The 25,611-nt window shown below is 42.7% G+C and carries 21 protein-coding genes and 1 pseudogene; 9 read left to right on the top strand and 13 right to left on the bottom strand.

The features are described 5' to 3' along the window. The first annotated feature begins 272 nt into the window (after positions 1-272). From ptsP to BJP34_RS00245, 3 genes are all read left to right on the top strand, one after another. A complete protein-coding gene (gene ptsP / locus BJP34_RS35775) occupies positions 273-3,029 on the top strand; it encodes a phosphoenolpyruvate--protein phosphotransferase (RefSeq protein ID WP_229424193.1) in 2,757 nt (918 codons plus the stop codon). Between the two features lie 328 nt (positions 3,030-3,357). Then, positions 3,358-3,870 carry a class I SAM-dependent methyltransferase gene (locus BJP34_RS00250; RefSeq protein ID WP_229424192.1) on the top strand — a complete coding sequence of 171 codons (513 nt, stop codon included), beginning with the start codon at positions 3,358-3,360 and terminating at the stop codon, positions 3,868-3,870. 82 nt (positions 3,871-3,952) lie between these two features. Continuing rightward, a complete protein-coding gene (locus BJP34_RS00245) occupies positions 3,953-4,375 on the top strand; it encodes a hypothetical protein (protein ID WP_070390596.1) in 423 nt (140 codons plus the stop codon). A 261-nt stretch (positions 4,376-4,636) separates the two neighbouring features. Here the strand turns inward: BJP34_RS00245 and BJP34_RS00240 are convergent. Beyond that, positions 4,637-5,697 (bottom strand): annotated as a pseudogene (locus BJP34_RS00240) (ISKra4 family transposase). Positions 5,698-5,773: 76 nt separating this feature from the next. On the opposite strand from BJP34_RS00240, the gene BJP34_RS46875 reads away from it, so the two are divergent. The 6 genes from BJP34_RS46875 to dhaL all read left to right on the top strand — a co-directional run bounded on the left by BJP34_RS46875 (position 5,774) and on the right by dhaL (position 11,015). Next, positions 5,774-6,883 (top strand): transposase, encoded by a 1,110-nt coding sequence (locus BJP34_RS46875; RefSeq protein ID WP_229424191.1) that lies wholly within the window; start codon positions 5,774-5,776, stop codon positions 6,881-6,883. Positions 6,884-6,984: 101 nt separating this feature from the next. After that, complete coding sequence (locus BJP34_RS00225) at positions 6,985-7,218, top strand: hypothetical protein (protein WP_193431301.1); 234 nt, start codon at positions 6,985-6,987, stop codon at positions 7,216-7,218. Then, entirely contained in the window at positions 7,208-7,573 is a 366-nt protein-coding gene (locus tag BJP34_RS00220; RefSeq protein WP_070390593.1) for a Lin0512 family protein, read from the top strand. The genes BJP34_RS00225 and BJP34_RS00220 overlap by 11 nt, the downstream gene beginning before the upstream one ends. Positions 7,574-8,021: 448 nt before the next feature. Next, positions 8,022-9,122 (top strand): RRXRR domain-containing protein, encoded by a 1,101-nt coding sequence (locus BJP34_RS00215; RefSeq protein ID WP_070390592.1) that lies wholly within the window; start codon positions 8,022-8,024, stop codon positions 9,120-9,122. Positions 9,123-9,183: 61 nt separating this feature from the next. Next, positions 9,184-10,260 (top strand): dihydroxyacetone kinase subunit DhaK, encoded by a 1,077-nt coding sequence (gene dhaK, locus BJP34_RS00210; protein WP_229424190.1) that lies wholly within the window; start codon positions 9,184-9,186, stop codon positions 10,258-10,260. A gap of 107 nt (positions 10,261-10,367) precedes the next feature. Next, positions 10,368-11,015 carry a dihydroxyacetone kinase subunit DhaL gene (gene dhaL / locus BJP34_RS00205; protein WP_070390590.1) on the top strand — a complete coding sequence of 216 codons (648 nt, stop codon included), beginning with the start codon at positions 10,368-10,370 and terminating at the stop codon, positions 11,013-11,015. A 301-nt stretch (positions 11,016-11,316) separates the two neighbouring features. Here the strand turns inward: dhaL and BJP34_RS00200 are convergent, their stop codons facing one another. The 12 genes from BJP34_RS00200 to BJP34_RS00145 all read right to left on the bottom strand — a co-directional run bounded on the left by BJP34_RS00200 (position 11,317) and on the right by BJP34_RS00145 (position 25,578). Then, positions 11,317-11,499 carry a hypothetical protein gene (locus BJP34_RS00200; protein ID WP_070390589.1) on the bottom strand — a complete coding sequence of 61 codons (183 nt, stop codon included), beginning with the start codon at positions 11,497-11,499 and terminating at the stop codon, positions 11,317-11,319. 122 nt (positions 11,500-11,621) lie between these two features. Continuing rightward, positions 11,622-13,970 (bottom strand): WD40/YVTN/BNR-like repeat-containing protein, encoded by a 2,349-nt coding sequence (locus tag BJP34_RS00195; protein WP_070390588.1) that lies wholly within the window; start codon positions 13,968-13,970, stop codon positions 11,622-11,624. Positions 13,971-14,134: 164 nt separating this feature from the next. Then, the gene (locus BJP34_RS00190) at positions 14,135-14,923 is read right to left on the bottom strand and encodes an FkbM family methyltransferase (protein WP_083304926.1); all 789 of its coding nucleotides are present in this window, start codon (positions 14,921-14,923) and stop codon (positions 14,135-14,137) included. A 122-nt stretch (positions 14,924-15,045) separates the two neighbouring features. Then, on the bottom strand, positions 15,046-16,059 hold the full coding sequence (locus BJP34_RS00185; RefSeq protein ID WP_070390587.1) for a glycosyltransferase family 2 protein: 1,014 nt from the start codon (positions 16,057-16,059) through the stop codon (positions 15,046-15,048). Positions 16,060-16,218: 159 nt separating this feature from the next. Continuing rightward, the gene (locus tag BJP34_RS00180) at positions 16,219-17,232 is read right to left on the bottom strand and encodes a glycosyltransferase family 2 protein (RefSeq protein WP_070390586.1); all 1,014 of its coding nucleotides are present in this window, start codon (positions 17,230-17,232) and stop codon (positions 16,219-16,221) included. Positions 17,233-17,783: 551 nt separating this feature from the next. After that, entirely contained in the window at positions 17,784-17,954 is a 171-nt protein-coding gene (locus BJP34_RS41940) for a hypothetical protein (protein WP_158516909.1), read from the bottom strand. A 223-nt stretch (positions 17,955-18,177) separates the two neighbouring features. Next, on the bottom strand, positions 18,178-19,326 hold the full coding sequence (locus tag BJP34_RS00170) for an RNA-guided endonuclease TnpB family protein (protein WP_083304925.1): 1,149 nt from the start codon (positions 19,324-19,326) through the stop codon (positions 18,178-18,180). Between the two features lie 26 nt (positions 19,327-19,352). Continuing rightward, positions 19,353-19,871: an IS607 family transposase gene (locus BJP34_RS00165; RefSeq protein WP_070390584.1), complete on the bottom strand. Its 519-nt coding sequence runs from the start codon at positions 19,869-19,871 to the stop codon at positions 19,353-19,355. A 65-nt stretch (positions 19,872-19,936) separates the two neighbouring features. Beyond that, the gene (locus tag BJP34_RS00160) at positions 19,937-20,959 is read right to left on the bottom strand and encodes a glycosyltransferase family 2 protein (RefSeq protein ID WP_070396414.1); all 1,023 of its coding nucleotides are present in this window, start codon (positions 20,957-20,959) and stop codon (positions 19,937-19,939) included. 40 nt (positions 20,960-20,999) lie between these two features. Further along, positions 21,000-22,025 carry a glycosyltransferase family 2 protein gene (locus tag BJP34_RS00155; protein ID WP_070390583.1) on the bottom strand — a complete coding sequence of 342 codons (1,026 nt, stop codon included), beginning with the start codon at positions 22,023-22,025 and terminating at the stop codon, positions 21,000-21,002. Between the two features lie 151 nt (positions 22,026-22,176). After that, positions 22,177-24,534 carry a lipopolysaccharide biosynthesis protein gene (locus BJP34_RS00150; protein WP_070390582.1) on the bottom strand — a complete coding sequence of 786 codons (2,358 nt, stop codon included), beginning with the start codon at positions 24,532-24,534 and terminating at the stop codon, positions 22,177-22,179. Between the two features lie 60 nt (positions 24,535-24,594). Then, positions 24,595-25,578, bottom strand: coding sequence for a glycosyltransferase (locus tag BJP34_RS00145; protein ID WP_070390581.1), 984 nt, complete (start codon positions 25,576-25,578; stop codon positions 24,595-24,597). Positions 25,579-25,611 lie beyond the last annotated feature (33 nt).

Raw genomic sequence — 25,611 nt, 5'->3', positions numbered from 1 at the left:
TGTTCAAAATCTTATATAAGGCCCGATAAACTAGCCAATTATTCGAGCATAGATGATCAGCTTTCTGAATAGCTTCAGCCGCTCCCTGATTTTCACCCCTGTCAAACAAACACCGGCCATAATAACACCAGCCATTAGGATTATTTGCGTACTCCTGAGTTACTCTCCATCATTCTATTAATCAGCAATGCCTTCCCTTTTGCCTCTTGCCTCTTGCCTCTTGCCTAAGCGAGTATGTTCACAACCCAAATACAAACGCGCTCATAAACCTTATGATTGGAATTGTGATTATCTCCCACAGTGCTAAGCTAGCCGCTGGGGTCAAGGAATTAGCTGAACAGATGGTTCAGACATCGGTACCAATTGCGTACGCAGCTGGTATTGATGACCCAGAAAATCCCTTTGGTACCGATGTGCTGCAAGTCCAAGCCGCCATTGAGTCGGTTTACTCGGATGCTGGGGTAGTAGTATTGATGGATTTAGGCAGTGCAGTGCTGAGTGCAGAAATGGCACTGGAGTTTCTGGATGAAGACCAGAAACCCAAGGTAAGATTGTGCGAAGCGCCATTAGTGGAAGGTGCGATCGCAGCCGTTGTCCAAGCTGCGGCTGGTGGTGATATCGACCAAGTGATTGCTGAAGCTAGATCAGCCTTAACCGCTAAAGCCTCTCAGTTATCAGTTGTTGATAGTACTGATAGTACTGAGAATAAATCAATCACCAATTTTAAAGAGTCTACAATCCCAGCTTCTACAACCAAAGAAATCCATCTTACTGTCGAGAATCCACAGGGAATTCATGCTCGTCCTGCTGCCCAATTTGTTACTACAGCTAATCGGTTTAACTCAGAAATTACCCTACAAAATCTAACTAAAACTAGTAATATAGTTAATGGAAAAAGCATTAATAATGTGATGCTTTTAGGTATCCAACAGGGAGATGAAATAGTCATCAAAGCAGTAGGAGAAGATTCCGAATTAGCCTTGATAGCGTTGCAGCAGCTAGTAGATAACAATTTTGGGGAAAAACTTGGCGAAACAGTAAATAAAGCAAAAGAAGACATCAACCAAAATTATAACCCTTCCAGTAACCAATCCCTTCACCCGTCATCTGTGACACTTGATAGGTTAGTTGGAATTCCCGCTGCTGCTGGTATTGCTATGGGAGCGGTTATTGTCTACCAACCCAAACGTCCAGAGATTATTGAACAGCAAACAGATAATCCTCAAGCCGAGTGGGAAACCCTACAACTTGCTATTAAAACAGCACAACAGCAACTTCAACACCTGATCAATACTGTTACTAATGATCAGGCAGATATTTTTCAGGCTCACTTGCTCTATTTAGAGGATCCAGCCCTAGTTAATAGAGCTTATCAGATTATAGTTGACCAGCATCTATGGGCAGGGGCGGCTTGGAAAACTGTGATCGATGAAACCGTAGCAAATTACCAAACTCTGGAAGACTCCTACATGCAAGCTCGGGGAAATGATGTGATCGATGTCGGCTGGCGAGTGTTGCGATTACTGACGAATAGGAAAGAAACCTGTCTAGATCAGGACTTACGCAAGAGCCCCCTAAATCCCCCAATTCTGGGGGACTTTGACATGATTACCCCTCCCGGTGCGCTTTCCGTTGGCGAATTAAATTCGCCACGGGTCGCACCGAAAAATTGGGGGGCAGGGGGGCAAAACCAACTAAACTTAGTAAGTCAAATAGATGTGACTGAGCCTGGTATTCTGGTTGCTGCTGATTTAACTCCCTCTGAGGTCGCACAACTAAATCCGAGCCAAGTCCTAGGTATCTGTTGCGCTAGGGGCAGTGCTACAGCCCATAGTGCCCTAATCGCCAATATGCTCGGTATACCGATGGTGGTTGGTGTTGGTCAGGATCTGTTGTCGTTGCCAGCTGGTACGGAGTTGGCACTGGATGGGACAACCGGTCAAATTTGGGTAGAGCCTTCTGAGGAACAGAAGCAAGAATTACAGCTACAGAGCAACAGTAAGGATGAATTACCTAGGGAGGTAATTACTCAAGATGGACACAAAATTCCCTTGATGGCAAATGTTTTGGGAGAGGCTGATGCTAAATTGGCTCTGGATTGTGGTGCTCAAGGGATAGGTTTACTTAGGACTGAGTTTCTTTATCTGGAACGCTTAACTATTCCGATGGAAGAAGAGCAGTTGGCAACCTATCAAGCCATTGCAGAAATTATGGGTACCCATCCCCTAACGATTCGTACTTTAGATATTGGCGGTGACAAGCCCATTCCCTTCCTGAATCTAGCGTCTTCTGATGCTTCCTCTGCTCAGCACACCCCAGAGCCTAACCCTTTCCTAGGATGGCGGGGAATTCGTCAGAGTTTGGATTGTCCACAGATGCTCAAAATCCAACTGCGGGCGATTCTACGAGGGAGTTATGGACACAACATTAAGGTGATGTTTCCCATGGTTTCCTCAGTACAAGAGGTACGGGCTGCTAAGGAAATCCTAGCAGAGGCTAAAGCCGAGTTGCGCCAAGAAGGGCATCGTTTTAATGAACAGATGCCAGTGGGGATTATGGTAGAAGTCCCGGCAGCAGTAACCATGGCTGATCAGTTAGCGGCTGAAGTGGACTTTTTCAGCATTGGTACTAATGATTTGAGTCAATATGTGATGGCCGCTGACCGTACTAATCCCAAGGTGGCGAAGCTGGCTGATGCCCTTGAACCGGCTGTGCTACGGATGATTCAACAAACGGTAAGCGTTGCTCATCAAGCAGGGATTCCAGTTAGTGTCTGTGGTCAGTTGGCATCGAATCCAGTAGGGATACCGATTTTATTAGGGTTAGGGGTGGATGAGTTGAGTGTGAATCCACCTGCGATCGCTACTGTGATTTCAGTTATTTCACAGTTGAGTATCAACCAGGCCGAGATGCTTGCTAGTGAGGCGTTGGAGCTAGATTCCGCTCTTGCAGTTAGACAATATATTAGACTTCGTGGCAGTTGTCGGGAACAGGGAACAGCGGATCTGGGAACAGTGGACAAGAATTGACGTGAACACTATCAGAAAAGTACTTTTGCCAGGTCGGTTTGAGTCTTGGCAGGGTTGATATAGCGCTATAAACAAGGCAAGAGGCAAAAGGCAAAAGGCAACAGGCAACAGGCAAAAAAAAAGAGAGCCGTGTTACTGACTCTCTCGATCATCAGGGTGCATCTTATATTTCAAATATACCTAAACAAATGAGGGGTGTCACCCCTCACTGCAAAAATCAGCCAAATGGCTTAGTTTGTAATTTGGTACTGCTACGCTGATCTCCCTCACCAGACAGGCATTTAGATTGGAACAGTTAAACTTAGGAAGCATTACCAACCCCAGATCTATGTTCGAGCAACAACCCCAAGCACTACAGCAAAAGGTCAAACTTTTGGCATTGGAATCAATTCGCCAAGATAATCCATCTCAATGGTTTGACGTTTTATATTCCGAAGCGAATGGGGATTCAGCGCAAATACCTTGGGCGCGTAATACACCCCATCCCTATCTACAGGATTGGTTAGAGCGTAATACACCCCAAGGGTCGGGTCGCTCTGCCCTAGTGGTTGGTTGTGGGTTGGGGGATGATGCTGAAGCGTTGGCGCAGCAGGGTTTCCAAGTGACTGCCTTTGATATTTCCCCGACTGCGATCGCATGGTGCAAAAAACGATTTCCCGATTCCCAGGTCAAGTACCAAGTGGCGGATTTATTTGCCTTAGATCCAGCATGGCATCAGAACTTTGATTTTGTCTTTGAATGCCATAATATCCAAGCCTTACCCCTGAAGGTTCGGTCAACTGTTATGAATGCGATCGCATCCTTACTCGCCTCGCAATTAGACCCTTTAAAGTTGGGATAAATCGGGATTTATCGGTACAAATCCGACATGGACATTTAGCTAGCGCTATAGTAGAATTAGAATATAAGATTCAGACCTGACAATGCCCAAGCCCAAAACAGTAAGAGCAACAAAGAAAATATCAACTCAGATTGTCCCCGTAGCGGGGATGACTGAGTCGGTTAAGACTGAACTGCTCTCTACAATGGGAAAGTTAGGGATTGTCAGGTCTGAATCCTACAACAAGTTGGGCAGCATTAATCACTGGAGCATTGACTGGAAGAAAGCATACTCCGAAGTCAGATCTTTCAGAAGTCCGGAATCGTTGAGTTTGCCTTCCAAGTTAATGGAATGGACAGTTAGTGATGTAGCTAAAGCGATCACTGCACAGCAAGCTGCCTGCACAGAGGCAGTAATCAAAAATATCTACCGGAAGTTTCCTGGCAAAGAGAATCAGAGAAAGCGAAAAGAACTATGTAAGCAGCTTAAGAGGGAGCATGTCACTTATGCAGAGCATTTGTACTAGAGGTAGATTATCTGTTGTCTGCTTTATCTAAATAAAACATAAAAGAGACTGTTGATCGGCACTTATGTCCTACACTGTGAAGTGCGGAGCGATGTGCTATTAGTATTTTGAATAGAGTTGAATTTAATGGGCGAGTTCTATTATAATCCCTCAACTAGGCCAAATCTGTGAATAATTTCATGAGTTTTGGGATAATTCACAGGTCCGATAAGAGTGAGTTTTCTCGTTAGTTAATGAAGCGTGTTTTTACTGAAAACCTGCTTAAAGATTGTTATTGAGATAAGCACATCGATGTTTGAGAACTTGAGGCACATTTTCAGGTTTCCACTGTGCTCCAGAAATCTTCAGTCGTCGGTCAATTTGTTTAACTGTAGATTCAACAGCTCCTGAAGCAATGGAACAAATTGAATTCTCTTGATAGTATTTATAGTTAATAATACGCTCTCGATGATTCTGTAAATAATTACAGAAGTTTTCGGCTTGTTTTTTAGTCAAAGCAGAAATCAAGTTAAGAGTTTCATCAACGTTACCTAACCACAATAAACTTTTAGCTTTTTTCAATCTTTTCAGTGAACCACCGACCTTATGTAAATTTTCAACTAAGTGAAACCAATCAATAATTTCCCGTTTTTTTCCTGGACAATTAAATTGTTTAACAATATTCCAAATCCCAGGATGCCCGTCTCCCAGGCAATTCAGTGGGTTTGATAACCGTTGCTGATTCACCCAATTTATTAATTCCTCATTTTCTAAAAACCAAGCTTTTCTCGTGGATTTATTCACACAGATTGCCTTATAATCTTTCCAGAGACAAGGTTCTCCTTTTTTTGGCGTTCTTAACCTTACTTTTCCTCCATCTACACTCACTTCTTCAATATCTTTACTACAGTCATTGTCAGGAAATTTATAGCGATGTACTAGCCTTTGTTGTGTTTTGGCTGAGATTTTAATTCCTGTATAGTATTCAATATCTCTGGCAGCATTCTCATAAGATACATTGGCGCTTGCTCGAACACAACACTGCTCTAAACAGGGACTTATTCTTTGGTTAGTTTCGAGATTTAATCGGATGGCTTGCTTTTCGGTTATTGGTAGTTTTCCAATGATACTCTTTAATGTTCTCAGTCTTCCGGCCTCGGTTTTTGTCGTTTCTTTGATAAAAAAAAACCGATTTTTGGTGTGATCTAATCTAAAGTTTTCTCTCTCACAGTTTCTTCTATTCCCGCCATTGTGTCTAGTTTGGTCGGATCAGAGTCCTCATAAAGAATCTTGGCAATTGCTTGAAGATACTCGTTGAGCTCTTTTTGCTTTTCAGGGGTCATTTTGGGATTAATTCTTAATTTTTTAGGTAGCCAGACATAGATAACATCAATTTCATCATTTTGTCAAGTAGTTCATTTGTTCTGCAAGTTTGACCTGCTCCCGCTTAAGACTTTAGCTTTCCTAGACAATGCTTTGTTGCACCGATGGGTAAGGAAAGAGTATCAGCGTGGACATTCCTGGGTTAGGAATCAAATTGTTTACCAACAAGGTGGGTACAAATGCAAAAGGCTTTCTCGTAACACTTACCAGTTAGAATTAGCTGGACTTGTTAGAGGAAAAAGAAACAAGGTAGTTGTACGGTCTAACCGCAAGATAAAAGGTCAGATTCGACTAATTTATAACCTAGAATTGGAACGGTTCGAGGTTCACTTTTTAGTAGGTCATGGTGTCGTCGATATTCCGTCTGAACGTCGCAGTATTGGGGTAGATAAAGGCTATACCGAGGCTTTCTATGATTCAGATGGTCAGGCTCACGGGAAAGGACTAGGCAAAGCTGCTACCAAGAAGTCAGATCGTATCTATGCCAAAAACCGCAATAGAGGAAAACTGTGGGCACTGCACAGAAAACTAGAAAAAATAGATCCAGCCAAGTCAGCTAGGATATTAGAAAATAATTTAACCAGAAAAACAGAAAATCGCCGTTACAGACAGAACCAAGCTGAACTAGCGGCGATAATAGGAGCAGCTTGTAAATCTCTTTTCAATGGAGAAGCTCTCAAAATTTTTGCAGAAGATTTAACGCAACCGATTCGGAATAAACGCCAGTCCAAGACTATGTCTCGCAAACTGAATAGTTGGATGAAAGGAGAGATGCGGGACTCTTTACAGAAATGGGCTAATTGGACTGGTTCGGTTGTCACAGAAGTTCAGCCTAGTTACACGTCGCAAATTGACTCCAGGAATGGCACCCTGTTGGGGCACAGAACTGGGGACAATTTTACCGGATTTGATGGGGTCGTGTTGCAGGCTGACCATAATGCTGCCAAAAACATCCTTGACAGAGGTACGGACAAGGATATCACCCGGTACATGAGTAGAGCCGAGGTGCAGGCAGTATTGTTGCGTCGTACCGCGCGTTTCTTGGAAGGTTTGGAACTAGATTTGCTAGATGCAGTTGCGATTGGTATTCTTGACAGCAAACATAGCAGATCTCAGGCTTTCAAGCAACTCCTCAACGGGATTTGAGGAACGTCCAGATAGATGAGTGGAAGGCTCAACTCCAATTGCTGTATGACCACTCCTCACTCGGACAACAATAGAATGCACCTTGACCGTATTATCCGGTTTTGTACCGATTAATGACGGTTCAAGAGTATCCCCCAGGGGGAACCCTCTTAGTAATTACTCGATTTCGGGATACTGACACTGAACCGGATGGTCCCCCTTGGCCGTTGTCAGATACAGAACTAGCTTACTTTCAGGAATTGGGGTTACAAGAAATCCGTCGTGATACTATCCCAGAATCAGAGGATGACCCAATTCAACGGTTGCGCATTGAATATACTCGCCATGGTTCGTAAACGCTTAATTATCGAAATGGGAATGGGAGTAGACCAACACGGTCAAGACCCAACCGTAGCAGCAGCAAGAGCTGTACGCAACGCTATTGCTCACAATGCCTTACCTGGTGTTTGGGAAGTAGCTGGTTTAGACCATCCCAATCAAATGATAGTTGAAGTTCAAGTCGCCGTACCTTACCCAGAGCAAGTCCGAGAAGATGAAGTACTGGCTGTACTGCCTTTTGGTCAGAAAACTCTATCCCTTGAGTCCGGTGGAATGGTAGTTCAAGGCAGGGCGATTCCAGAACTTAATGATAAAAATGATGAGATGCTGATTGCTGTTGCAGCGGTTACTGTTTTGGTCGATAGTGATTAGGAAATTAGGTAAGGTAATCTAATCAATTCTCGATCAAGTCACCAGTAAAACTTCAATAAAGCGATTCCAGCTCATAGATAAAAGATCGGGCAACAGATGAGTAACGGATGTAACGGATGAGAGTATTGGTAGAAGGGGAAGTTGGGGCAATTACCCATGACTACTGATATCAATCGTCAATAACCCCAACCTACTGCGTTGTTCGCGTAGCGTGGCCTACGGCCAGGTTGGGGCTTGGTAGACAACCAACTACCGTGATTGACTAGACCATTTGAGCCGAATTTTGGGACGAACGCCTGGATACTTCCCCAGTCCAAGCCTCTTCAAAACTGTGTTGTCAGTTGCTGTTAGACAGGACATCTTAAATTCGGTGGTCGTTCGCGTAGCGTGGCCTACGGCCAGGGGACGAGTTATTAACTCAAATACTTTTCTCGTGAGGTTTATCACCATGTTACGAGTTCCAGTTATTTCGCCTGATGGCAAACCATTGATGCCTACAAAAGCTTCTCGCGCTCGTCGTTGGCTTAATCAAGGTCTTGCTATCGTTTACCCAAATGATCTAAATGTTTTTGCTGTTCAGTTAGTTAATCAACCATCTAGTTATCAGACTCAGGATATCGCTATTGGTATTGACCCCGGAAAATCTTTTTCTGGTATCGCTGTTCAGTCAAATAAAGCCACTCTTTGGACAGGGCATTTAGTGTTGCCGTACAAAAAAGTCCGCGTAGGCATGGATACTAGGCGAATGATGCGTTCGCGTAGCGTCGGCTTCGCCGAAAGAACTCGCAGAAGTCGTCGAATAAATCGCAAGATTCCTTATTCTCAAAGGTCTCATAGACAAAAGCGATTCTCGAACAGGAGGAACAAAAAGGTTCCCCCTTCGATTCGGGCAAACCGTCAACTAGAAAATCGGGTAGTAAGAGAACTTAATCTTTTGTACCCAGTAAGTGCCATTGTTTGCGAAATAGTCAAGGCTAATGGCAACAAAGGTTTTTCTCCTGTGATGGTAGGACAATACTGGGCAATATCTCAGTTAGAAAAAATAGCCCCAGTGACTCAGAAACAAGGCTGGGAGACAGCCTTGAAGAGAGAAGCGCTAGGGCTGATCAAAGACAAAATAGACAAAAGTCGGCAAACAGTTAATACTCATGCAGTAGATGGGATTGCGTTAGCTGCTACTCATTTTTACCGACGCAAAAATTATTATCACCGCAATGGAAAATTGAGTGTCCCCAAAAACTGTGAAGTAACTAACGCTGTGTTTTCCGTAATTAGACGTGCCCCCATAAGTCGCCGTCAGTTACACCTATTGCAGTTTTCTAAAGGTGGAAAACGTCGCAAATACGGAGGAACAACCACTAGTCATGGTTTTCGCAAAGGAGACTACGTTGAAGCGGTCAAAGCCGGGAAAGCCTACCGAGGTTGGGTAAGCGGTGAGACAGCAAGACAAGTTTCCGTCAGCGATATCAATTGGAAAAGAATCGGACAATTTACCGCCCGAAAAGTCCGACTTTTAAAACGTTCAACGGGCTTAATTGTAAACCACTAATTGGAGGCGCGGCTTTCCTCCCCACCTTAAGAAGGATGGGGTATCCAGCCGCGAAGAATTGATGATGAAAAAATTAATAAACCATCCCGATAATGTTGTCAGAGAAAGCCTAGAAGGCATGGCTTTAGCCCATCCTGACCTGCTCAAAATTAATCTTGACCCCCCCTTCATCTACCGCGCTGATGCTCCCATATCAAACAAAGTAGCGATTATTTCTGGTGGTGGTAGTGGTCATGAACCCTTGCACGGGGGCTTTGTGGGTGCCGGAATGTTAGATGCGGCCTGTCCCGGTGAAGTGTTTACCTCTCCCACCCCCGACCAAATGCTAGAAGCTGCCAAAATAGTCAACAGTGGTGCAGGGGTTCTTAATATTGTCAAAAACTATAGCGGTGACGTGATGAATTTTGAGTTAGCTGCCGAATTAGCTATCTCAGAAGGCATCCGAGTCCTCAATATCCTAATTGATGATGATGTAGCGGTAAAAGATAGCCTCTATACTCAAGGCAGGCGGGGGGTAGGCACAACATTATTAGCCGAGAAAATCTGTGGCGCTGCCGCTGCTGCCGGTTATGACCTAAAGCAACTGGCTAATCTCTGTCGCCTGGTTAATGGTAATGGACGCAGCATGGGTATGGCCTTAACATCCTGCACCCCTCCTGCTAAAGGGAGTCCCATGTTTGACTTGGGGGAAGGGGAAATAGAATTTGGCATTGGCATTCACGGGGAACCGGGAAGAAAACGAATGTCCCTCAAATCAGCGGATGAGATAACTGAAATGCTAGCGCTATCGATTATTGAAGATTCTGCCTATAGCCGCACAGTGCGAGAGTGGGATGAAGATAAAGCAGAATGGACAGAGTTGGAAATAACTGACCCCCCTTTCCAGAAAAGCGATCGCATTCTAGCATTCGTGAATGGCATGGGTGGTACTCCCCTGTCGGAACTATACATTGTGTATCGCAAATTAGCCCAAATCTGTGAACAAAAGGGACTGGAAATCGTGCGTAGTCTGATTGGTCCTTATATTACGTCTCTAGAAATGCAAGGCTGCTCGATTACCCTACTCAAGATGAACGATGAGCTAATTAAATTCTGGGATGCACCAGTCAAGACACCAGCCCTGCGTTGGGGATTATGATTAATATGATATCTGGGAGCATCAGTATCGTAAAGCTTAGCTAATTGCTAATTGCTCATTGCTCATTGCTACCCTGAGGCTCTGACCCCCTGACCCACTCTGCGACTATGGTAACGGTAACTAAACATAAAATTCTACAGTGGTTACAAGCAGTCGCTACTGTACTCGAACAAAACAAGGACTATCTAACCGAACTTGATGCTGCTATTGGTGATGCTGACCACGGTATTAATATGAATCGTGGCTTTCAAAAGGTAATCACTCAGCTTCCTAAAGTCGCAGATAAAGACATTGGCAGTATTCTCAAAACCGTCAGCATGACTCTAATTTCCAGTGTCGGAGGTGCCAGTGGACCACTTTATGGCACTCTATTCTTGCGCTCAAGTGCAGCAGTAGCAGGAAAGCAAGAACTGACACAAGAGGATATGGTCAAACTATTCCAAGCAGCAGTGGAGGGGGTCGTCCAGCGAGGCAAAGCCAACTTGGGAGATAAGACCATGTTAGATGCTCTATCACCCGCAGCCAATGCCTTCGCACAAGCTGTAGATAAAGGAGACAGTATGTTAGAAGCCTTGCAACAGGCTGTCAACGCAGCAGAAGAAGGGATGAAAAATACTATTCCGTTGGTGGCCAAGAAGGGACGAGCCAGTTATTTAGGAGAGCGCAGTGCTGGACATCAAGACCCTGGTGCTACGTCAGCCTATTTGATTCTCCAGACACTGCTAGAAACTATTGGCACAGGGAGTAGGGAGTAGGGAGTAGGGAGTAGGGAGTAGGGGGAAGAAAATTGACTGTACCTCATAAGTGAGATAAAAGCTATAGTAAACTTTTAACTTTAGTGACTTATTAATAAGTTAAGCGCTCCCATCTTACTGAAGGTCAACCTTCAACCGGATAACCTTCAACCGGATAACCTTCAACCGGATAACCTTCAACCTTCAACCGGATAACCTTCAACCTACCCTACACCGAACGCCAAAGGCGAACAACCTTCAACCTTCAACCCTCCCTCAACCCTCAACCGACCCTACACCGAACGCCAAGGGCGAACAGCCCTCAACCAAATTTCACAATTATAGCTTGCACCAGCTGAACAATTTCAAAGGTCACGAAGACGCTGAGAATAATTGTTACTAATTTATTCAGTATCGGTATGTTGCCATACCCAAACCAAGAGGCAACAAACTTGATTAACACCATACAAATGGCGCTAATGATTAAAAATTGCAGGATTGCCATCGTTTGATTCCCTGATTAACACGAAACAAGTCAGTTATTTAGTGTATTCCCTATTCAATAACGATTACCCTAATTACAAGGAAAATTTTATAAAAATCTTAAGGAATTAATCAAAATTAACCCTATTGTGATCCGTAGTATATTCCCCTACCATTGGTACCAATAAAGACCAGTCCGAACTCCTGCTTACTCGCCTCCATCACACCAGGTCTATTGCCAATTGGTCGGGAGCGATCGCCCATCCGTGTCCACGTGCGTCCCATGTCAAGAGACTGGAATATTCCTGGTTCTTGGGCACGGCTTTTGGCTGAGCTTCCTGAAGTCTCACTAACTTCCCGATTCCTAACCCCATTCTCGACATTGGGAAGATTTCCATCAATATTTCCATAAATATACAGTGCTGGAGTGTCGCTTCCCTGGGGTGCTTTACCAAAAGCAAATAGGTGAGCTCTGGTTACTGAAGGTAGCTTAACGAATGACTGACCCCCATCGGTAGAGCGATAGAAACCCTTGCGGTCTAGACTCAGCCAAATTTCACCCTTAACCCCTGGCACCGTTTTCAGGGAATGCCAACCTTCATTGCGAAGTGAATCATTCACAATTTGAAAGGATGAGCCGCCATCATTGGAACGATAGACTTTGCCTTTAGCATAGTAATAAAACCTGTTGCCATCTACAGGGTCTGCCGCTAAAGATTGAGACCAATTCCATGGACCACCCGGACCATTGGGTAATCCTGAAACCTTTTGCCAGGTCATCCCTCCATCCTTAGTGCGCAACGGCTGACCTTGACTAACTGTCACAACAAATAAATTGGGGTTAGTAGCAGACATAGCCACCCGCATCGGCATCGTATTGTCTGGGAATGAGGCAAACTCTTGCCATGTCAGACCACCATCGGTGGAAGTAGCTCCAGTATAGGTTGAATTCCAGCGGTAACCACCAACCCGAACCATCTGTAAGGGTTTAGTTTCACAATAAGCAATACTATAGGTATCCTGGAATGACTTACCGGGCTCCCCCAGACCAAGTCGTTGAGAGGGGTAAGTATCTAATCCTTGGTTATGGTAGAAACCATCCACATCCGCCACCCCACTTACCAGTATCGGACCACGGGGTGGTGAAACCAGAGTAAACGGAACCACTTCCTCGTGTCCAGCGGCATAGTTAGTCCAAACAACGGGATTAGCATTAAGATCATCTGTCCGCCATACACCGTACCAATCCGTAAACCAAACTCTTCCCGGTACTTTCGGGTCAAATTCCATCGCTGCCATATGATTGGCAAAATACTTCTTCGGCCACCAGGGAATAGTGTTGTTAGCAGAAGTCAGCTGCTGTTTCCAGGTAGCGCCGCCATCCAGGGAACGGTAGAATTTCGTTTTTTGTGTGCGGTTGAAGGCAACTAAGATATCCTCAGGATTAGCAGGATTCACACTGAGCGTACCAAAAATGCGATTAGATCCTCCTGGTTTCATGGTTTTCCAGACACCATTGGCATACTTGTGGACTCCAGGATTACTGGTACTGGTGACGTAGAGGATATTCTTTTTTCCCACAGCCATGCGATTGACTGTTTTTGGGCTACCAGCTACCTGAGTCCAGCTGACCCCAGAGTCAGTAGATTTGTAGATGCCATCTCCATAGGGCGAAGCATACACTAAGCCCGGTACCTGTTTATCAAAGACAATAGCTGTAATACCAATTTTGTTATCTGGTTTACCTGCAAAAGAGGTGACGTTTTCCCAGGTAGCACCAGCATCCGATGATTTCCAGAGTCCATCTTCTCTAGAGCCGAACAGGATAATATTGGAATTGAACGGATCAACAGCTAGTCTCTCTCCTAGCCATTTTTTCTTGTGGTTAGCCCCCATCTTGAGGTCTAGGTTCAACTTTGTCCAAGTTTGTCCTTTATCGGTAGATTTAAATAGTGTTCCTGGTTCAGCCCAGGGATATTTTCCAGCTGCAATATAGACAATAGTTGGATCATTGGGATCAACAGCCAGTGCTTCTCCTCCATAGTAGTTTCTCTGAGAGAAGGGAAAGTGTTCTGTCAGGGGAATCCAACGTTGCTTCGGCTCATCCCAACGATAGAAGCCACCCACATCAGTCCGAATATAAACTAAGTCTTTCTCCAGTGGATGGAGGTAAACACCAGTGACATAACCACCACCTCCAATCGCTACATTAGTTGTTCCGAGGCGAATGTTTTTCTGGTATTTCCGAGAGCTAACTACCTCAGCCTGTCCTGAATTTACCTTAACGATATCAGTGACCAATACAATTGACCCGAGCATCATCAAACTAGTCAGGAGCATCAGTCCTAGAGTAACCCTTTGCCTAAACCAACGGTTTGGTTGGGTAATAGCTCGAATCCGGTGATTGGGAATCCACTTAGCAAGGGTTAGCCCAATCGCAAAAATAAATAAGCCTAAAAGCACCCTGAGTGCGATCGCAAGCCAGTCAATCATAGAAATAATAGATCAGCAACTTGGACAAGACTTCCCCAGTAACTATAACTAATAGGGTAGGTTATTGACCAAACCTACTTATAGCGATTTCTAGGGATTTATAGGATTTGTTGCCCAGTTTTTTCCTTCGTCTTACAGAATGCTCCTGTGTTTTCTAGCTACCCCTAAGGCGTAGCCAAGAAATTCCAAGCAGAGCCTCCTTCACAGATTATGGCAAATTCACGCTCACTGAGTGGAGCTAACCCCTCTAGCCAACTGTTAAGTTTAAACATCTTCAAACCACACTGGTTGACTAGGAAATCATACATCATACCTGGCGTTGTTTTATAATCAACCATGGCAGTACGACCAAATTCAAAGACTAGGTAAGGCTTGTGGGTTTTTAAGGTTCGGATAGCACCTTTGAAAACCTGAAACTCTGCTCCTTCTGTATCTACCTTAATCAAATTAACTTTGAAGTCAGGTGGAAGGATATCATCAAGTTTTTTAGTTTTGATGGCAATGGATTCTGTTTGAGCATTGTTATAGCCCCAAAGGGTGTAGTCTCTTTGTTTTAGACTACTGAGTGCTGGGGCATCAACAACATGGAAGAACGTGGTTTCTCCCTCTAAATCACTCAAGGCAATTTGCCTAACATCAACCTTTGGGAACCGTTTTTGCAGCCGAGTAGCCAGCCGAGGGAGCGGCTCAAAAGCATAATGATGACCGAGGGGAGCCAGTTGGCATATTTTTGTCAACACAGTCCCCATGTTGCCACCCACATCGATACAGTTTGAGGATTTGTCTAAAATCCGCTTCATAATCTGATAGACATAGGTGTCATCTTCCCGGCTCCTCAGGATATCTTTGCTGGGAGGCTTGATTAAATCAACAATACTTCTTGCCGCAGACTCAAACGGTGTGCCAATTAAAAACTCTTTCAGGTGAGTTTTTAGGGTTAAAGGTAGATTCATTTTTTAGCCGCGTATAAACCTTAGCTTTTAGTTTATAGCAGAAACTAATCAGGGTTGAGAAGTTTTATAGACAAAGTTTTAGACAAGCTTTACAAAGTGTTTGTAAAGCACCCTATCAAAGACTAAGCTTGCTCCTGATAAATTCGGCGCTTTTGTGAAGCTCCTGTCGTTTTTAGAGCCACAGCTTCCATCTGCTGGTAAAGAGTTTTAGGTAAAAGTCGGAGCAAATAAGCAGCAGCCCCAGTCAACAGAGTACGAAGCGGTTCCTCTAGCAAAATACGCCAGTAAGTCCCTAAAGCCTTATTAAACAATTCTGTTGCCATCAAGCCTTCTTTGATGCTGAGGGCACGTCGAGCACCAAACCGTAAATAATAGGCGCGGGCTGGCTTTTCACATTCAGCAATTACCTCTGGAGCATAGGCACGTGTTTTCTCAATAACCTTTTCTAGAGAATTTATATGCTTGAGTATACTAGCTGAATGCCCTTGTGAATGAATACGATATAAAGTCAGCGCCTCTGGCAAACCTTCCATGTGCCAATCAGTTTTAATCGCCATGCGCAGCCAACATTCTACGTCTTCGATATTGTGCAATTCAGTATCAAAATAAGCATCCTCCGTAGCCTGAGACTCTCGGTATCGAATTGCTTCAAACACTTCTCGCCGAATTACTGGTGTTGAACCATTACCAATGGGATTACGACACATGATATAATCTGTAGTTATATCTTTAGTTTTGGCTATTTGATAGATTCCTAACGGAGTTCCTGTTTCATCAATTAACGCAGAATAGCTAAAACTTACTCCTACATGGGGTGATGTTTCTAGATGCAAAACATGCTTTTCTAGCTTTTCTGGAACCCAGAGGTCATCTCCATCTAAGAAAGCGATATACTCTCCTTCAGCATTGCGAATCCCAGTGTTTCTAGCCGCTGATACTCCTTGATTATCCTGACGAATAACTTTAATTCTCGGATCGTTAATTTGTTGACAGATTTCGATACTGTTGTCAGGAGATCCATCATCAATGAGTAGCAGCTCAAAATTTTTATAGGTTTGGACGAGCACAGATTCTACTGTGGCGGCTATGTAGTTTTTAACTTTATATACTGGAATAATTACCGATACTTTCTTCATAGTAGACTCAAACCTTGAAATTAGTTAACCATGCTAGGAAGCACAAGGTCAATAAAGATACGATTCCCAACCCGATAACCTCTTATAGAATAAGCTTATTCTATAAGCTTTTTTTAGGTTTAATTTTTAATTTTTAATTTTTAATTCCGGGCAGCGGTACTAGTTTTGGACAAGAGGCTGTTTTTTAACATTGTTGAGCAGCTTAGAGACAAGCAATTCAATTTGAGCATATAAAGACTTCGGTAATAACCAAAGCATATAAGCGGCTATTAAGGTTAAGATTGTTCGCCGTGGCTGTTCTAGTAGGATACGCCAGTGATTGGATAATGATCGATGTATAAGTGTCACAGCATCTGAAGCTACTTTAAGACGAACCGCACTCCTAGCCAAGTACCGCAATTGGTAAGCCCTAGAAATGTTTTCCCATCGGCTGGTCAGTGTGGGAGCATAGGAACGGGTCTTTTCAATCATTTGTTCCAAGGACTCTAACTGCTTGAAAAGATTGGCTGACAACCCTTGTGTATTAATTCGATAGAGGGTTAATGCTTCAGGTATTCCCTCAATTTTCCAGTCAGTTTGAATAGCGATGCGAAGCCAACATTCAAGATCTTCAGCACGACGGAAGTTTTCATCAAAGTAATAATTTTCTGTAGAGCCGTAAAGATTATCCTGATACTTAATTGTGTCAAAGACTTCTCGACGAACTACAGCAGCCGAACCGTTCCCGATCGGACTCTCTCGAAACAAATCAGATATAGTAATATTAGTGAGCTTAGGCATTAGATAGGCACCCATAAAATTTCCAGCTTCATCAATCAAAGCAGAACGGCTAAAACTAATCCCGACATCTGGGAATTTTTCTAAGTGTTCCATATGTCTTTCCAGTTTCTGAGGTAACCACAAGTCGTCTCCATCTAAAAACGCTAAATAATCTCCTTTGGCATGGCGAATTCCTGTATTTCGCGCTCCAGCAAGTCCCCGATTAGTTTGGTGAATAATGTTAATTCTATTATCGGATAATTTTCGACAAATATTGACACTTTTATCGGGAGATTCATCGTCTATTATCAACACTTCAAAGTTTTGATAAGTCTGGTTGATAACCGACTGTACTGCGCTAGCAATATACTTTTCAACGCCGTATACTGGGATAATTATCGAAACAGTTTTCATAGGGTAAAATTCATTAATAATTTACAGATACGCTATACTATAATTATGGGTAATAATTTTGTAAATTAATTGCCAAAATTATTACACTAATTTTTCATAAACTTAGAGTAAATAATCAGGTAATTTCTGAGTAATTCAAACTATGTTTTTTTTGTATATCTATAGATAGTTTGGTATCCATTTTAACCTTAAATCTATATCTAGCAAGTACTTTGGGGCGCTTGTTGCAACCCAGATAAATATAAATAAAATTTATCAGTTTTTTGATAATAGTTTTTGTATAATTGTATAATATACTTTCCAGTAGCATTTGTACTTTATACTACAGTTGTATAATAAAGCGAACGCCACAAGTAGACAAGTAAGCAATATGATGATTTCAAGATGCCATGGCTGTCAGCTTATATAAAAGCGTTACAACCAGACTTTATAAAAATAAATTATACTTAAAAAGTATAACAAAAAAAAACTGTCTAGCGAGAGATTTAATTTATAAAGACTAGACATAAGTTTCACAATTACTATACAGAAATTTTACAATTAGCTACAACTCACAAAATATCCAATTTCACTGTCTTGATGCCGTCGCTAATGGGGAGGGGTTGTGTGGGTAACCTGCGTCCGCACTGCTGTTTGCCCTGTGGAGACTCCTTCTTCCTTTGCTGCATGGCTTTATAGATGCTACAGATAGTTAATGGGTAATGGATCATTGACAGAGGCATTATCCATTACCCATTAACCAGCATGCATTGGTAGCAGAGCTTTACCTATTTGCTAATAGATGAAATTTCATGTACCGATACTTTTTAGCTACCAAAATCTCCCAAAAAGTCAATTCTGGTTCACTAATGCAAGCTGATTTCTCAGCCAGGGGGTATCTCCCAAAGCACGTAGAAATATTCCACGTGCGCCATTTATATCCCGTTCGCGAAGCGTGACCTTCGGTCAATCCATCGTTCGGCCATCAACTTTTGATTTAATTACTTTGCTTCCACCAATGTTAATCAGCTCTCCTGTCCAGCTAACAGTTTTACTGGTGTAGGCTTCACAAACATCTACGACTGTCTTACCGGTCTCTTGAGCTTTATGCTTTAAGAATTCTTTGAACCGATAATGAGCAAAATTCAGCAGGTTTCGGACGGTTAATGACCTAATTTTTCTATTCCCTCTTTTAGACATTTGAGCGGTCTCAAAAGTGGGAAGTAAAATAACATCGAAGTTGTCAAGCATAAATCTGGCCGCCTTATGATGAAGCTCGTTGATCAGATTCTGAATCCTAATCACAATCCGTCGAGCAGCTTTCCTCATCCGGCGTTTCTGCCCAGGCTTAGCTTTGCTAATCTTAGATATTAGATTGTCTAGGTGATGACATAATCGCTGAATCCGGGAAAAGTCTCCATTTCCTATCTTCCCTACAGATGTCTCACTAAAGAAAGTGATAAAAGTCCTGACTCCGGGGTCTAAAGCGACTACTCTACCTTGGTTCTCGGCTTTTAAGTTGGTCACTTTGTGGGGAACTACTAGATAGTAATTCCCATTGTTACTAGTCAGTCGGCAGTCACAAACATTATCAGGAAGACTCTCAGAGTAAGTTATAACTCCAAGTTTCGTATGGTATATCCCCATAACGGAAACTGCTGACTTAGGGATATAACAGGACTGGGTTGGATTTTTGCGAGACCTGAATTTTACTCGTTGAATAACGGAGGTCTTTTTGTATTTCTTTTTAGCCTCCCGGATAGCGGTGCAAGCATCCTTAATCGCTATCGATTTAATCTGATAAGGTACTGCTTTGCACCACTCAGGAAGGTCATTCAGTATACCGGTTTTGATAGCTTTCCAGTTGGCTTTTACAACGCCTATCTGGAGGATTTTAACGGTCTTGTTGAACACATAACGGGACACTCCAAACCATTGACGAATGAGCGTACGCTGCTTAGGGTTTAGGAACAGACGAATCTTCTTTGATTTTCGAACCGTACTTTCTGAGTCCGTCAACCCTACAGGAGAAGACGTGAATGATGGAGAGAAGATCTGCGGTAAGTTCTGATTCTGGGCAACTTTCAGGTTGGTCGGATCCCATGATTTTTCCACCGTTGAGACCGACCGGAGATGAAACCTTAGAGTAGTGCAGCCTTACTACAAAACCAAGACCCTATGCTGCATAATTTACCAACTATAAAGGCTGCACTACTCTTACGGTAACTTCTAACCAAGTACTCAATGAGTTCAAACCCGAATCGGGTGAGTCTGTCTCTACAGGCAACAATAATTGTGAGCTGATATCCGCGCACAACTCGCTCCAATATGGTTCTAAGCCCTTTTCTTTTGTAGTTAAGCCCTGAACCAATATCTTTGATGATTTCTGCTTCTGGAAAGAGGGAGTGCATGTAGGCGATTTGGCGAGCAAGGTCGTCTCTTTGTTTAGTTGAACTGACTCGGCAGTAGCAGATTGTGAATCGACTGGACTGAGAGTTTGTTTGGTTTTTTCCGAAGCTAAGCAGACTCTCAACGTCGAACAATCTTGTTCCTCCCGGTGTCTTTTCGCATCTAATCGTTCCATCGTCCGCGTATTTTCGTAGTGTATTTTTGGAGAGTCCCGTAAGTTCGACCGCCTTACGGAGTGGAATGAGTGCCATATTTTTATCCTAGCACACATTTTGGAAGATTATGGAAGATACTGGAATATTTTTATTAACTGTTGTTAACCTCTGATTGCTTGAGAAATCCGGCGCTTTTGTGAAGACCCTGTGGTTTTTAAAGCTAAAGCTTCTATATGCTTGTAAAGATTCTCAGGTATAAGCCAGAGCAAATAGGCCGCAGCCCCAGTTAACACCGTACGACGTGGTTCTTCCCAGAGCATCTGCCAGTAGCTCCCCAGAGCTTCGTTGAAGAATTGGACAGCCATGGCACCATCTCTCAAGGTAACTGCCCGACGAGCTAGATACCTCGAATGGTAAGCACGGGCGCGGTTTTCCCACTCAACCACCACCTCAGGAGCATAGGAACGAGTCTTCTCAATTACCTGTTCCCAAGACCTTTGTTTTTTGAACAAGTTAGCTGATATACCACCAGAATTGACTCGGTATAGAGTCAAAGAGTCAGGAATGCCTTCCAGGTGCCAATTGGTTTGGATAGCAATGCGAAACCAACAATCCAAATCCTGTGAACCTTGCAATCCCTCATCCCAATAAAGGTCTTTGGTCTTTCCGTCAATAGTCTCTTGGTACTTAATAGCTTCAAATACCTCCTTGCGGAACACAGCACAGGAGCCATTACTAATAGGATTACGGCAAATGATGTCACCCATGGTGATGTCCTTTAGCTTGGGTAGTTGATAGATTCCTAGGGGATTTCCTGCTTCATCGATAAACCCAGAACAGCTAAAGCTAATCCCCAAATTGGGATTGTTTTCCAAATGTTCAATATGTTTTTCTAGCTTTTCAGGCAACCATAGGTCATCGCCATCTAAAAATGCTAAATACTCTCCCTGGGCTTCGCGGATACCTTCATTCCTTGCTGCATTAGCTCCCTGATTTTCCTGACGAATAATTTTGATTCTGGGGTCTAGGAACTGCTGGCAAATCTCTACACTCTGGTCAGGAGAACCATCATCAATCAGCAAATATTCAAAATTTTGGTAAGTTTGATCCAAAACTGACTGTACTGTAGCAGCAATATACTTCTCAACGTTGTAGACTGGAGTGATGACGGAAACTTTTTTCATTTTATAATCCATCTTATCTTATATTGAATGACTAAGACAATTATTGTCCAAGTTTGTCTTGTAAAATCTGACGTCTTTGGATCATTCCCACTACTTTGAAAGCCAGAACTTCGAGGTAGGAATATAGGGGCTTAGGCAACAGCAAAAGTAAATAGGCAGCAGCCAAAGTCCGAAGGGTACGGCTTGGTTCTTCCAAGAGAAGACGCCAGTAAGTTGCCAAAGCACCGTTAATTAGTTTGACAGACATTGGTCCATCTTTGAGACGTACTGCACTACGAGCAAAGTTTCGCAATCGATAGGCCAGGGCTAAATTTCCCCACTTCTCAATCAAGTCAGGAGCGTAGGAGCGAGTTTTTTCTAGTACTTGTTTCCAGGAATCTAACTGTTTGACTAAGTTCGCTGAAAGACTGGCTGAATTCACTCGATATAGGGTTAGTGCTTCAGGGATTCCCTCAATTTTCCAGTCTGTCTGAATCGCAATACGTAGCCAACATTCAATATCTTCAGCGCGGCGGAAGTTTTCATCAAAGTAAAAATCTTCTGTAGTGCCGTAAAGGTTATCTTGATACCTAATCGCTTCAAAGACTTCCCGTCGAATTACCGGAGCTGAACCATTACCAATAGGACTAGACCGGAATAAATCTGATCGGGTAATGTTCTTTAACTTAGGCATTAGATAAGTGTTCAATAAATTTCCCGATTCATCAATCAATGCAGAACGGCAAAAACTAACCCCTACCTCTGGAAATTTTTCTAAGTGTTCAATATGTCTTTCCAGTTTCTGAGGCAACCACAAGTCATCCCCATCTAAAAAGGCTAAATAATCTCCTTTGGCCTGGCGAATTCCTGTATTTCGCGCTCCAGCAAGTCCCCGATTAGTTTGATGAATAATCTTAATTCGATGATCCGAAAATTCTTGACAAATTTTTATACTACTGTCTGGGGATTCATCGTCAATAATGAGCACTTCAAAGTTGGTATAGGTCTGGTCGAGAACAGACTGCACCGCTGCTGCAATATACTTTTCAACTCCGTAGACTGGAATAATGACAGAAACATGTTTCATTGTTTGGACACTGGTTTTCAAGAGAACTAGTTTTGATTTAAACGTTTTTTAAAAAATTAATCCTGAAATAGGTAAAATAGATAAATATATGAAACTGACAACTGACCACTAAAAATTACCTCGTGAGCACTATTATCCTCCCAGAAACTGATCACAATTTTCTGCCCAAGTTTACTAGACTGTCTGTCATTTGTGATCTGGTAGGTAAGGTCGGACCGTCTACCAATTGCAGTTGGGGATAATACATAATAGATGAGTCTGACTTAACTAGTTCCCATTGGCTTAAAACAGAGGAATAGACGGTTTGTGCAATGCGTAAATCTCGCTCTAGAATTTCCAGAGTCAAGGCATCTTGGGACATTTTGCTAAGTTTTACTTCAAGCTGAGAAATCTGAAACTCTAGATCCCTGGCCTTGTCCTCACTACCTTGTAGTTGTGGTTTAATATCATCCATTTCTAAGGTTGGATCATCTTGGAATAAGCTAGCTTGAGGCTGATGGTGAACAGGATTCATCACCTGAGGATTTGTAGAATGACTATGATCAGACTGAGTCGGTACTAGCTCAGCCAGCAATTCAATCTTTTTGCGCCGTAATTCAATCTTTTTGCGCCGTAGTGCTTCTATTGTCTCTAAGAGCTGGTTTAAGGGCAATCCTATCTTCCCCGTTTTTTGAGCTAGGCGTTGCTGTGCATTTTCTAGATCATTTTCGGCTGACTTTATATACACTGGGATAGTCTTTTGTTGTTGAGCAATTTCTTGCTTTCTGAGTTGTTCCAGTCTTTTGTTAAACGCCTGATTAATCGCGAAGGCTCTTCGTTGGGCTTCCTCAGGGGTGACTCCTGAAATTTCAAAAACCATCATTGTAGAGTTATCGATTAGTTGAATCGAAGGCTTATCTAAGCTATCTACAGATATATTTAGCTGCTTTGCCGCTTCTTCTAAAACCCCCACACTTTCAGCTATCAACTTCAGGTGTTTTCTGGGATCATCGATGCGATCGCTTAACCCGGCACTGCTATTACTGTTATTACTGTTATTACTGTTATTACTGTTATTACTGTCACCATCACGAAATTCAGAACCCTGAGTGTTAGGGAATGTCCCACTACTGGCTAATGATAATGTCCATTGGCTGACATAAAACTGATCAGTATCAGTCTCATCGTGAGATTGGAGTATAGTATGAGATTGGAGTACAGTATTCTCTAAAGCTACAGGAGAGGTTTCAGGTTTAGCAAAGACATACCTAGCAGACCAAACCACAAATAAGGGAATTAAAAGCGCATGAACCAGTAAAACCGATATAGCGACCGTGATGATTCCCCATTTCACTGCTATCAGTAGACTACAGGAAAATATCATGGTAAATAATACATTCCAGAGCAAGCCAATGTGCGGTTTCTCAATGGCTGCTAAAAGCTGAAATCCAGCAATATCAAAGGGTCTAGGAATTGCTGATAAGCAAACTAAAATGACGATGGGAACCACCATACTCCAGCCTTCCGTATGAATTTTTTCCCCAACCATAATGGGAATATAAAACGGAACTAGACTTGATTGTAAAGCAACAAAACCAACAATCACTCTTCCAATCGTCTTCAGACTGTTAAAGTATGTTTGCTTAAATTTCGATAAGTTTGTCCGTACTTCACATAGGGCAGGGTATAAAGCAGTAGTAATCGATTGGACGATAGTTAAGCTAATTCCCAAGCCAGCATTGTAAGCAAAGTAGTAAACACCTAATAGGTCAATTCCTATAAAGCGACCAATGATAAGATAGTCGAGAGTTTCCCTGAGAGTCTTTAAAAGTTCAATCCCCAGGAAATTGATTCCAAAGCGAAAAATTTTCCCCCAGTATTTGGTTGTGAAAGAGCCAGTTCTCCGCCAGGGATGTTTGAACAGATAGGTAATGAATTCTATAGGGCTAGCTATTAGTATGGGAAGTATTATCGCCCACATCCCCAGATGAAGAACAGCAAAGACAGCGGTTAGGATATTGGCGGTGGCATATCTGAGAGCGCGAGCTGTAGCTGTTATCTGAATTCGATTATCCCTTTGAATTAGTGCTGACTGTACTGCCCCTAAGGGAGCAATCAAAAAGTTAAATGCTAATAGACAAATGGGTAAAATAAGTTGGTTATCTTTATAAAACCACGCAACTGGAAAAGCAGCAAGGCACTGCATAACGAATAGACTTGCAAAAAGTACCCAATTTAACCAATAAGCACTATTACAAATGTCTTCCAGCTCATCGGCTTCCGCCTGTATAATTCTAGCATGAACACCGATCCGCGTTACTGTTTGTGAATATTCATAGGTCGTCAGAACCAGTGCAGCTAATCCAAAGTCATGGGGAGTTAAGAAGCGTGGCAAAATAAACGTTGCACCTAAACGGGAAACCCGAATAAATGCCTGGGCAACTCCCATCCAACCAAGATTGCGAGTAAAAGTGCTTCTATTACCTAGTTTGTGCTTGATGCGACTCCCGATTGTTTTGACAATGTTCACAGTGGATCTCCCATCCTGCCATCCTTTTGATGATTGATATCTATCAAATTATAGTGGTAGTTAGTGCTCTGAAATCATCCGATTATCCACAGATACCATCGGCATTTTCTGGCCGATTAGTTGGATTAAATGTCCAGCTAATTTTTTAGGCATAATTTTGATTATTAATAGTTTTAAAATTAGACGGATAGTTTCCTTGCTTAGCAAAAATTTGGGGTAAAGTTTTATGGAATAGGTGAGTTTTTGACTAGCTAGCTTTACTCCTTCATCATCAAAAGCATTAGCTATAGACTGCTTAGCCAGATAACGATAGGCATTCGCTAAACTTTTATTTTTAAGAGACTTAAGTTCTGGTGGAGCTGCCTTGAATGCTCTTTCAATTACAATTAGGTTCGCCTTCTCCATCACATCCACTTTAGAGGTCATTGACTGGGAAGAGCGACGGTATAGAATTTGGTATTTAGGAACCAGTACAAAAGGACATAAAGCTGCTAGCCTGAGGTAATAATCCCAATCTTCAACTGATTTTAGGCATGGGTCAAATTCTCCAGCGGCTTCAATATACTTCCGCTTTACCATGATATTGGAACCACTGGATATGAAGTTACGAATTAGTAATTCGGGATAAACATTACCCTCCCAATAAAGTGGTTGCCAAGCAAACAAAAATTTGCTATTCTCATCTATAAAGGCAGTCCAACTGTAAGCCACTCCAGCTTCAGGATTTTTTTGGAGTGCTGCTAACTGTAGCTCCAATTTATCGGGTTTCCATAAATCATCGGCATCTATAAACGTAATAAATTCGCCCCTAGAGCGACGAATGCCACGATTACGAGCCACTGGCAATCCGCCATTTTCATAGGAGAACACTTTCAATCGATCATCGTTGACTGTACTGATTACATCTAATGTACCATCAGTTGAGCCGTCATTAATAATAATTAACTCAAAATCTGAAAAGGTTTGTGCTTGAATCGATTGGATCGTTTCTAATATAGTTTTTTCTCCGTTATAAACTGGAACTATTACAGATATGGTGGGCATGGCGATTATCCTTTTTTTGTATATAATTAGTGC

This window comes from Moorena producens PAL-8-15-08-1 (genome assembly GCF_001767235.1).
Lineage (GTDB): Bacteria > Cyanobacteriota > Cyanobacteriia > Cyanobacteriales > Coleofasciculaceae > Moorena > Moorena producens_A.
The sequence above is the reverse complement of the archived record's forward strand: the minus strand, read 5'-3'. Positions and strand labels throughout refer to the sequence as shown.

Bases quoted from the DNA above. Each gene is read 5' to 3' on its own strand.
- ptsP (WP_229424193.1), top strand. From the start codon at position 273: ATGATTGGAATTGTGATTATCTCCCACAGTGCTAAGCTAGCCGCTGGG.
- BJP34_RS00250 (WP_229424192.1), top strand. From the start codon at position 3,358: ATGTTCGAGCAACAACCCCAAGCACTACAGCAAAAGGTCAAACTTTTG.
- BJP34_RS00245 (WP_070390596.1), top strand. From the start codon at position 3,953: ATGCCCAAGCCCAAAACAGTAAGAGCAACAAAGAAAATATCAACTCAG.
- BJP34_RS00220 (WP_070390593.1), top strand. From the start codon at position 7,208: ATGGTTCGTAAACGCTTAATTATCGAAATGGGAATGGGAGTAGACCAA.
- BJP34_RS00215 (WP_070390592.1), top strand. From the start codon at position 8,022: ATGTTACGAGTTCCAGTTATTTCGCCTGATGGCAAACCATTGATGCCT.
- dhaK (WP_229424190.1), top strand. From the start codon at position 9,184: ATGATGAAAAAATTAATAAACCATCCCGATAATGTTGTCAGAGAAAGC.
- dhaL (WP_070390590.1), top strand. From the start codon at position 10,368: ATGGTAACGGTAACTAAACATAAAATTCTACAGTGGTTACAAGCAGTC.
- BJP34_RS00200 (WP_070390589.1), bottom strand. From the start codon at position 11,499: ATGGCAATCCTGCAATTTTTAATCATTAGCGCCATTTGTATGGTGTTA.
- BJP34_RS00195 (WP_070390588.1), bottom strand. From the start codon at position 13,970: ATGATTGACTGGCTTGCGATCGCACTCAGGGTGCTTTTAGGCTTATTT.
- BJP34_RS00190 (WP_083304926.1), bottom strand. From the start codon at position 14,923: ATGAATCTACCTTTAACCCTAAAAACTCACCTGAAAGAGTTTTTAATT.
- BJP34_RS00185 (WP_070390587.1), bottom strand. From the start codon at position 16,059: ATGAAGAAAGTATCGGTAATTATTCCAGTATATAAAGTTAAAAACTAC.
- BJP34_RS00180 (WP_070390586.1), bottom strand. From the start codon at position 17,232: ATGAAAACTGTTTCGATAATTATCCCAGTATACGGCGTTGAAAAGTAT.
- BJP34_RS41940 (WP_158516909.1), bottom strand. From the start codon at position 17,954: ATGCCTCTGTCAATGATCCATTACCCATTAACTATCTGTAGCATCTAT.
- BJP34_RS00165 (WP_070390584.1), bottom strand. From the start codon at position 19,871: ATGGCACTCATTCCACTCCGTAAGGCGGTCGAACTTACGGGACTCTCC.
- BJP34_RS00160 (WP_070396414.1), bottom strand. From the start codon at position 20,959: ATGAAAAAAGTTTCCGTCATCACTCCAGTCTACAACGTTGAGAAGTAT.
- BJP34_RS00155 (WP_070390583.1), bottom strand. From the start codon at position 22,025: ATGAAACATGTTTCTGTCATTATTCCAGTCTACGGAGTTGAAAAGTAT.
- BJP34_RS00145 (WP_070390581.1), bottom strand. From the start codon at position 25,578: ATGCCCACCATATCTGTAATAGTTCCAGTTTATAACGGAGAAAAAACT.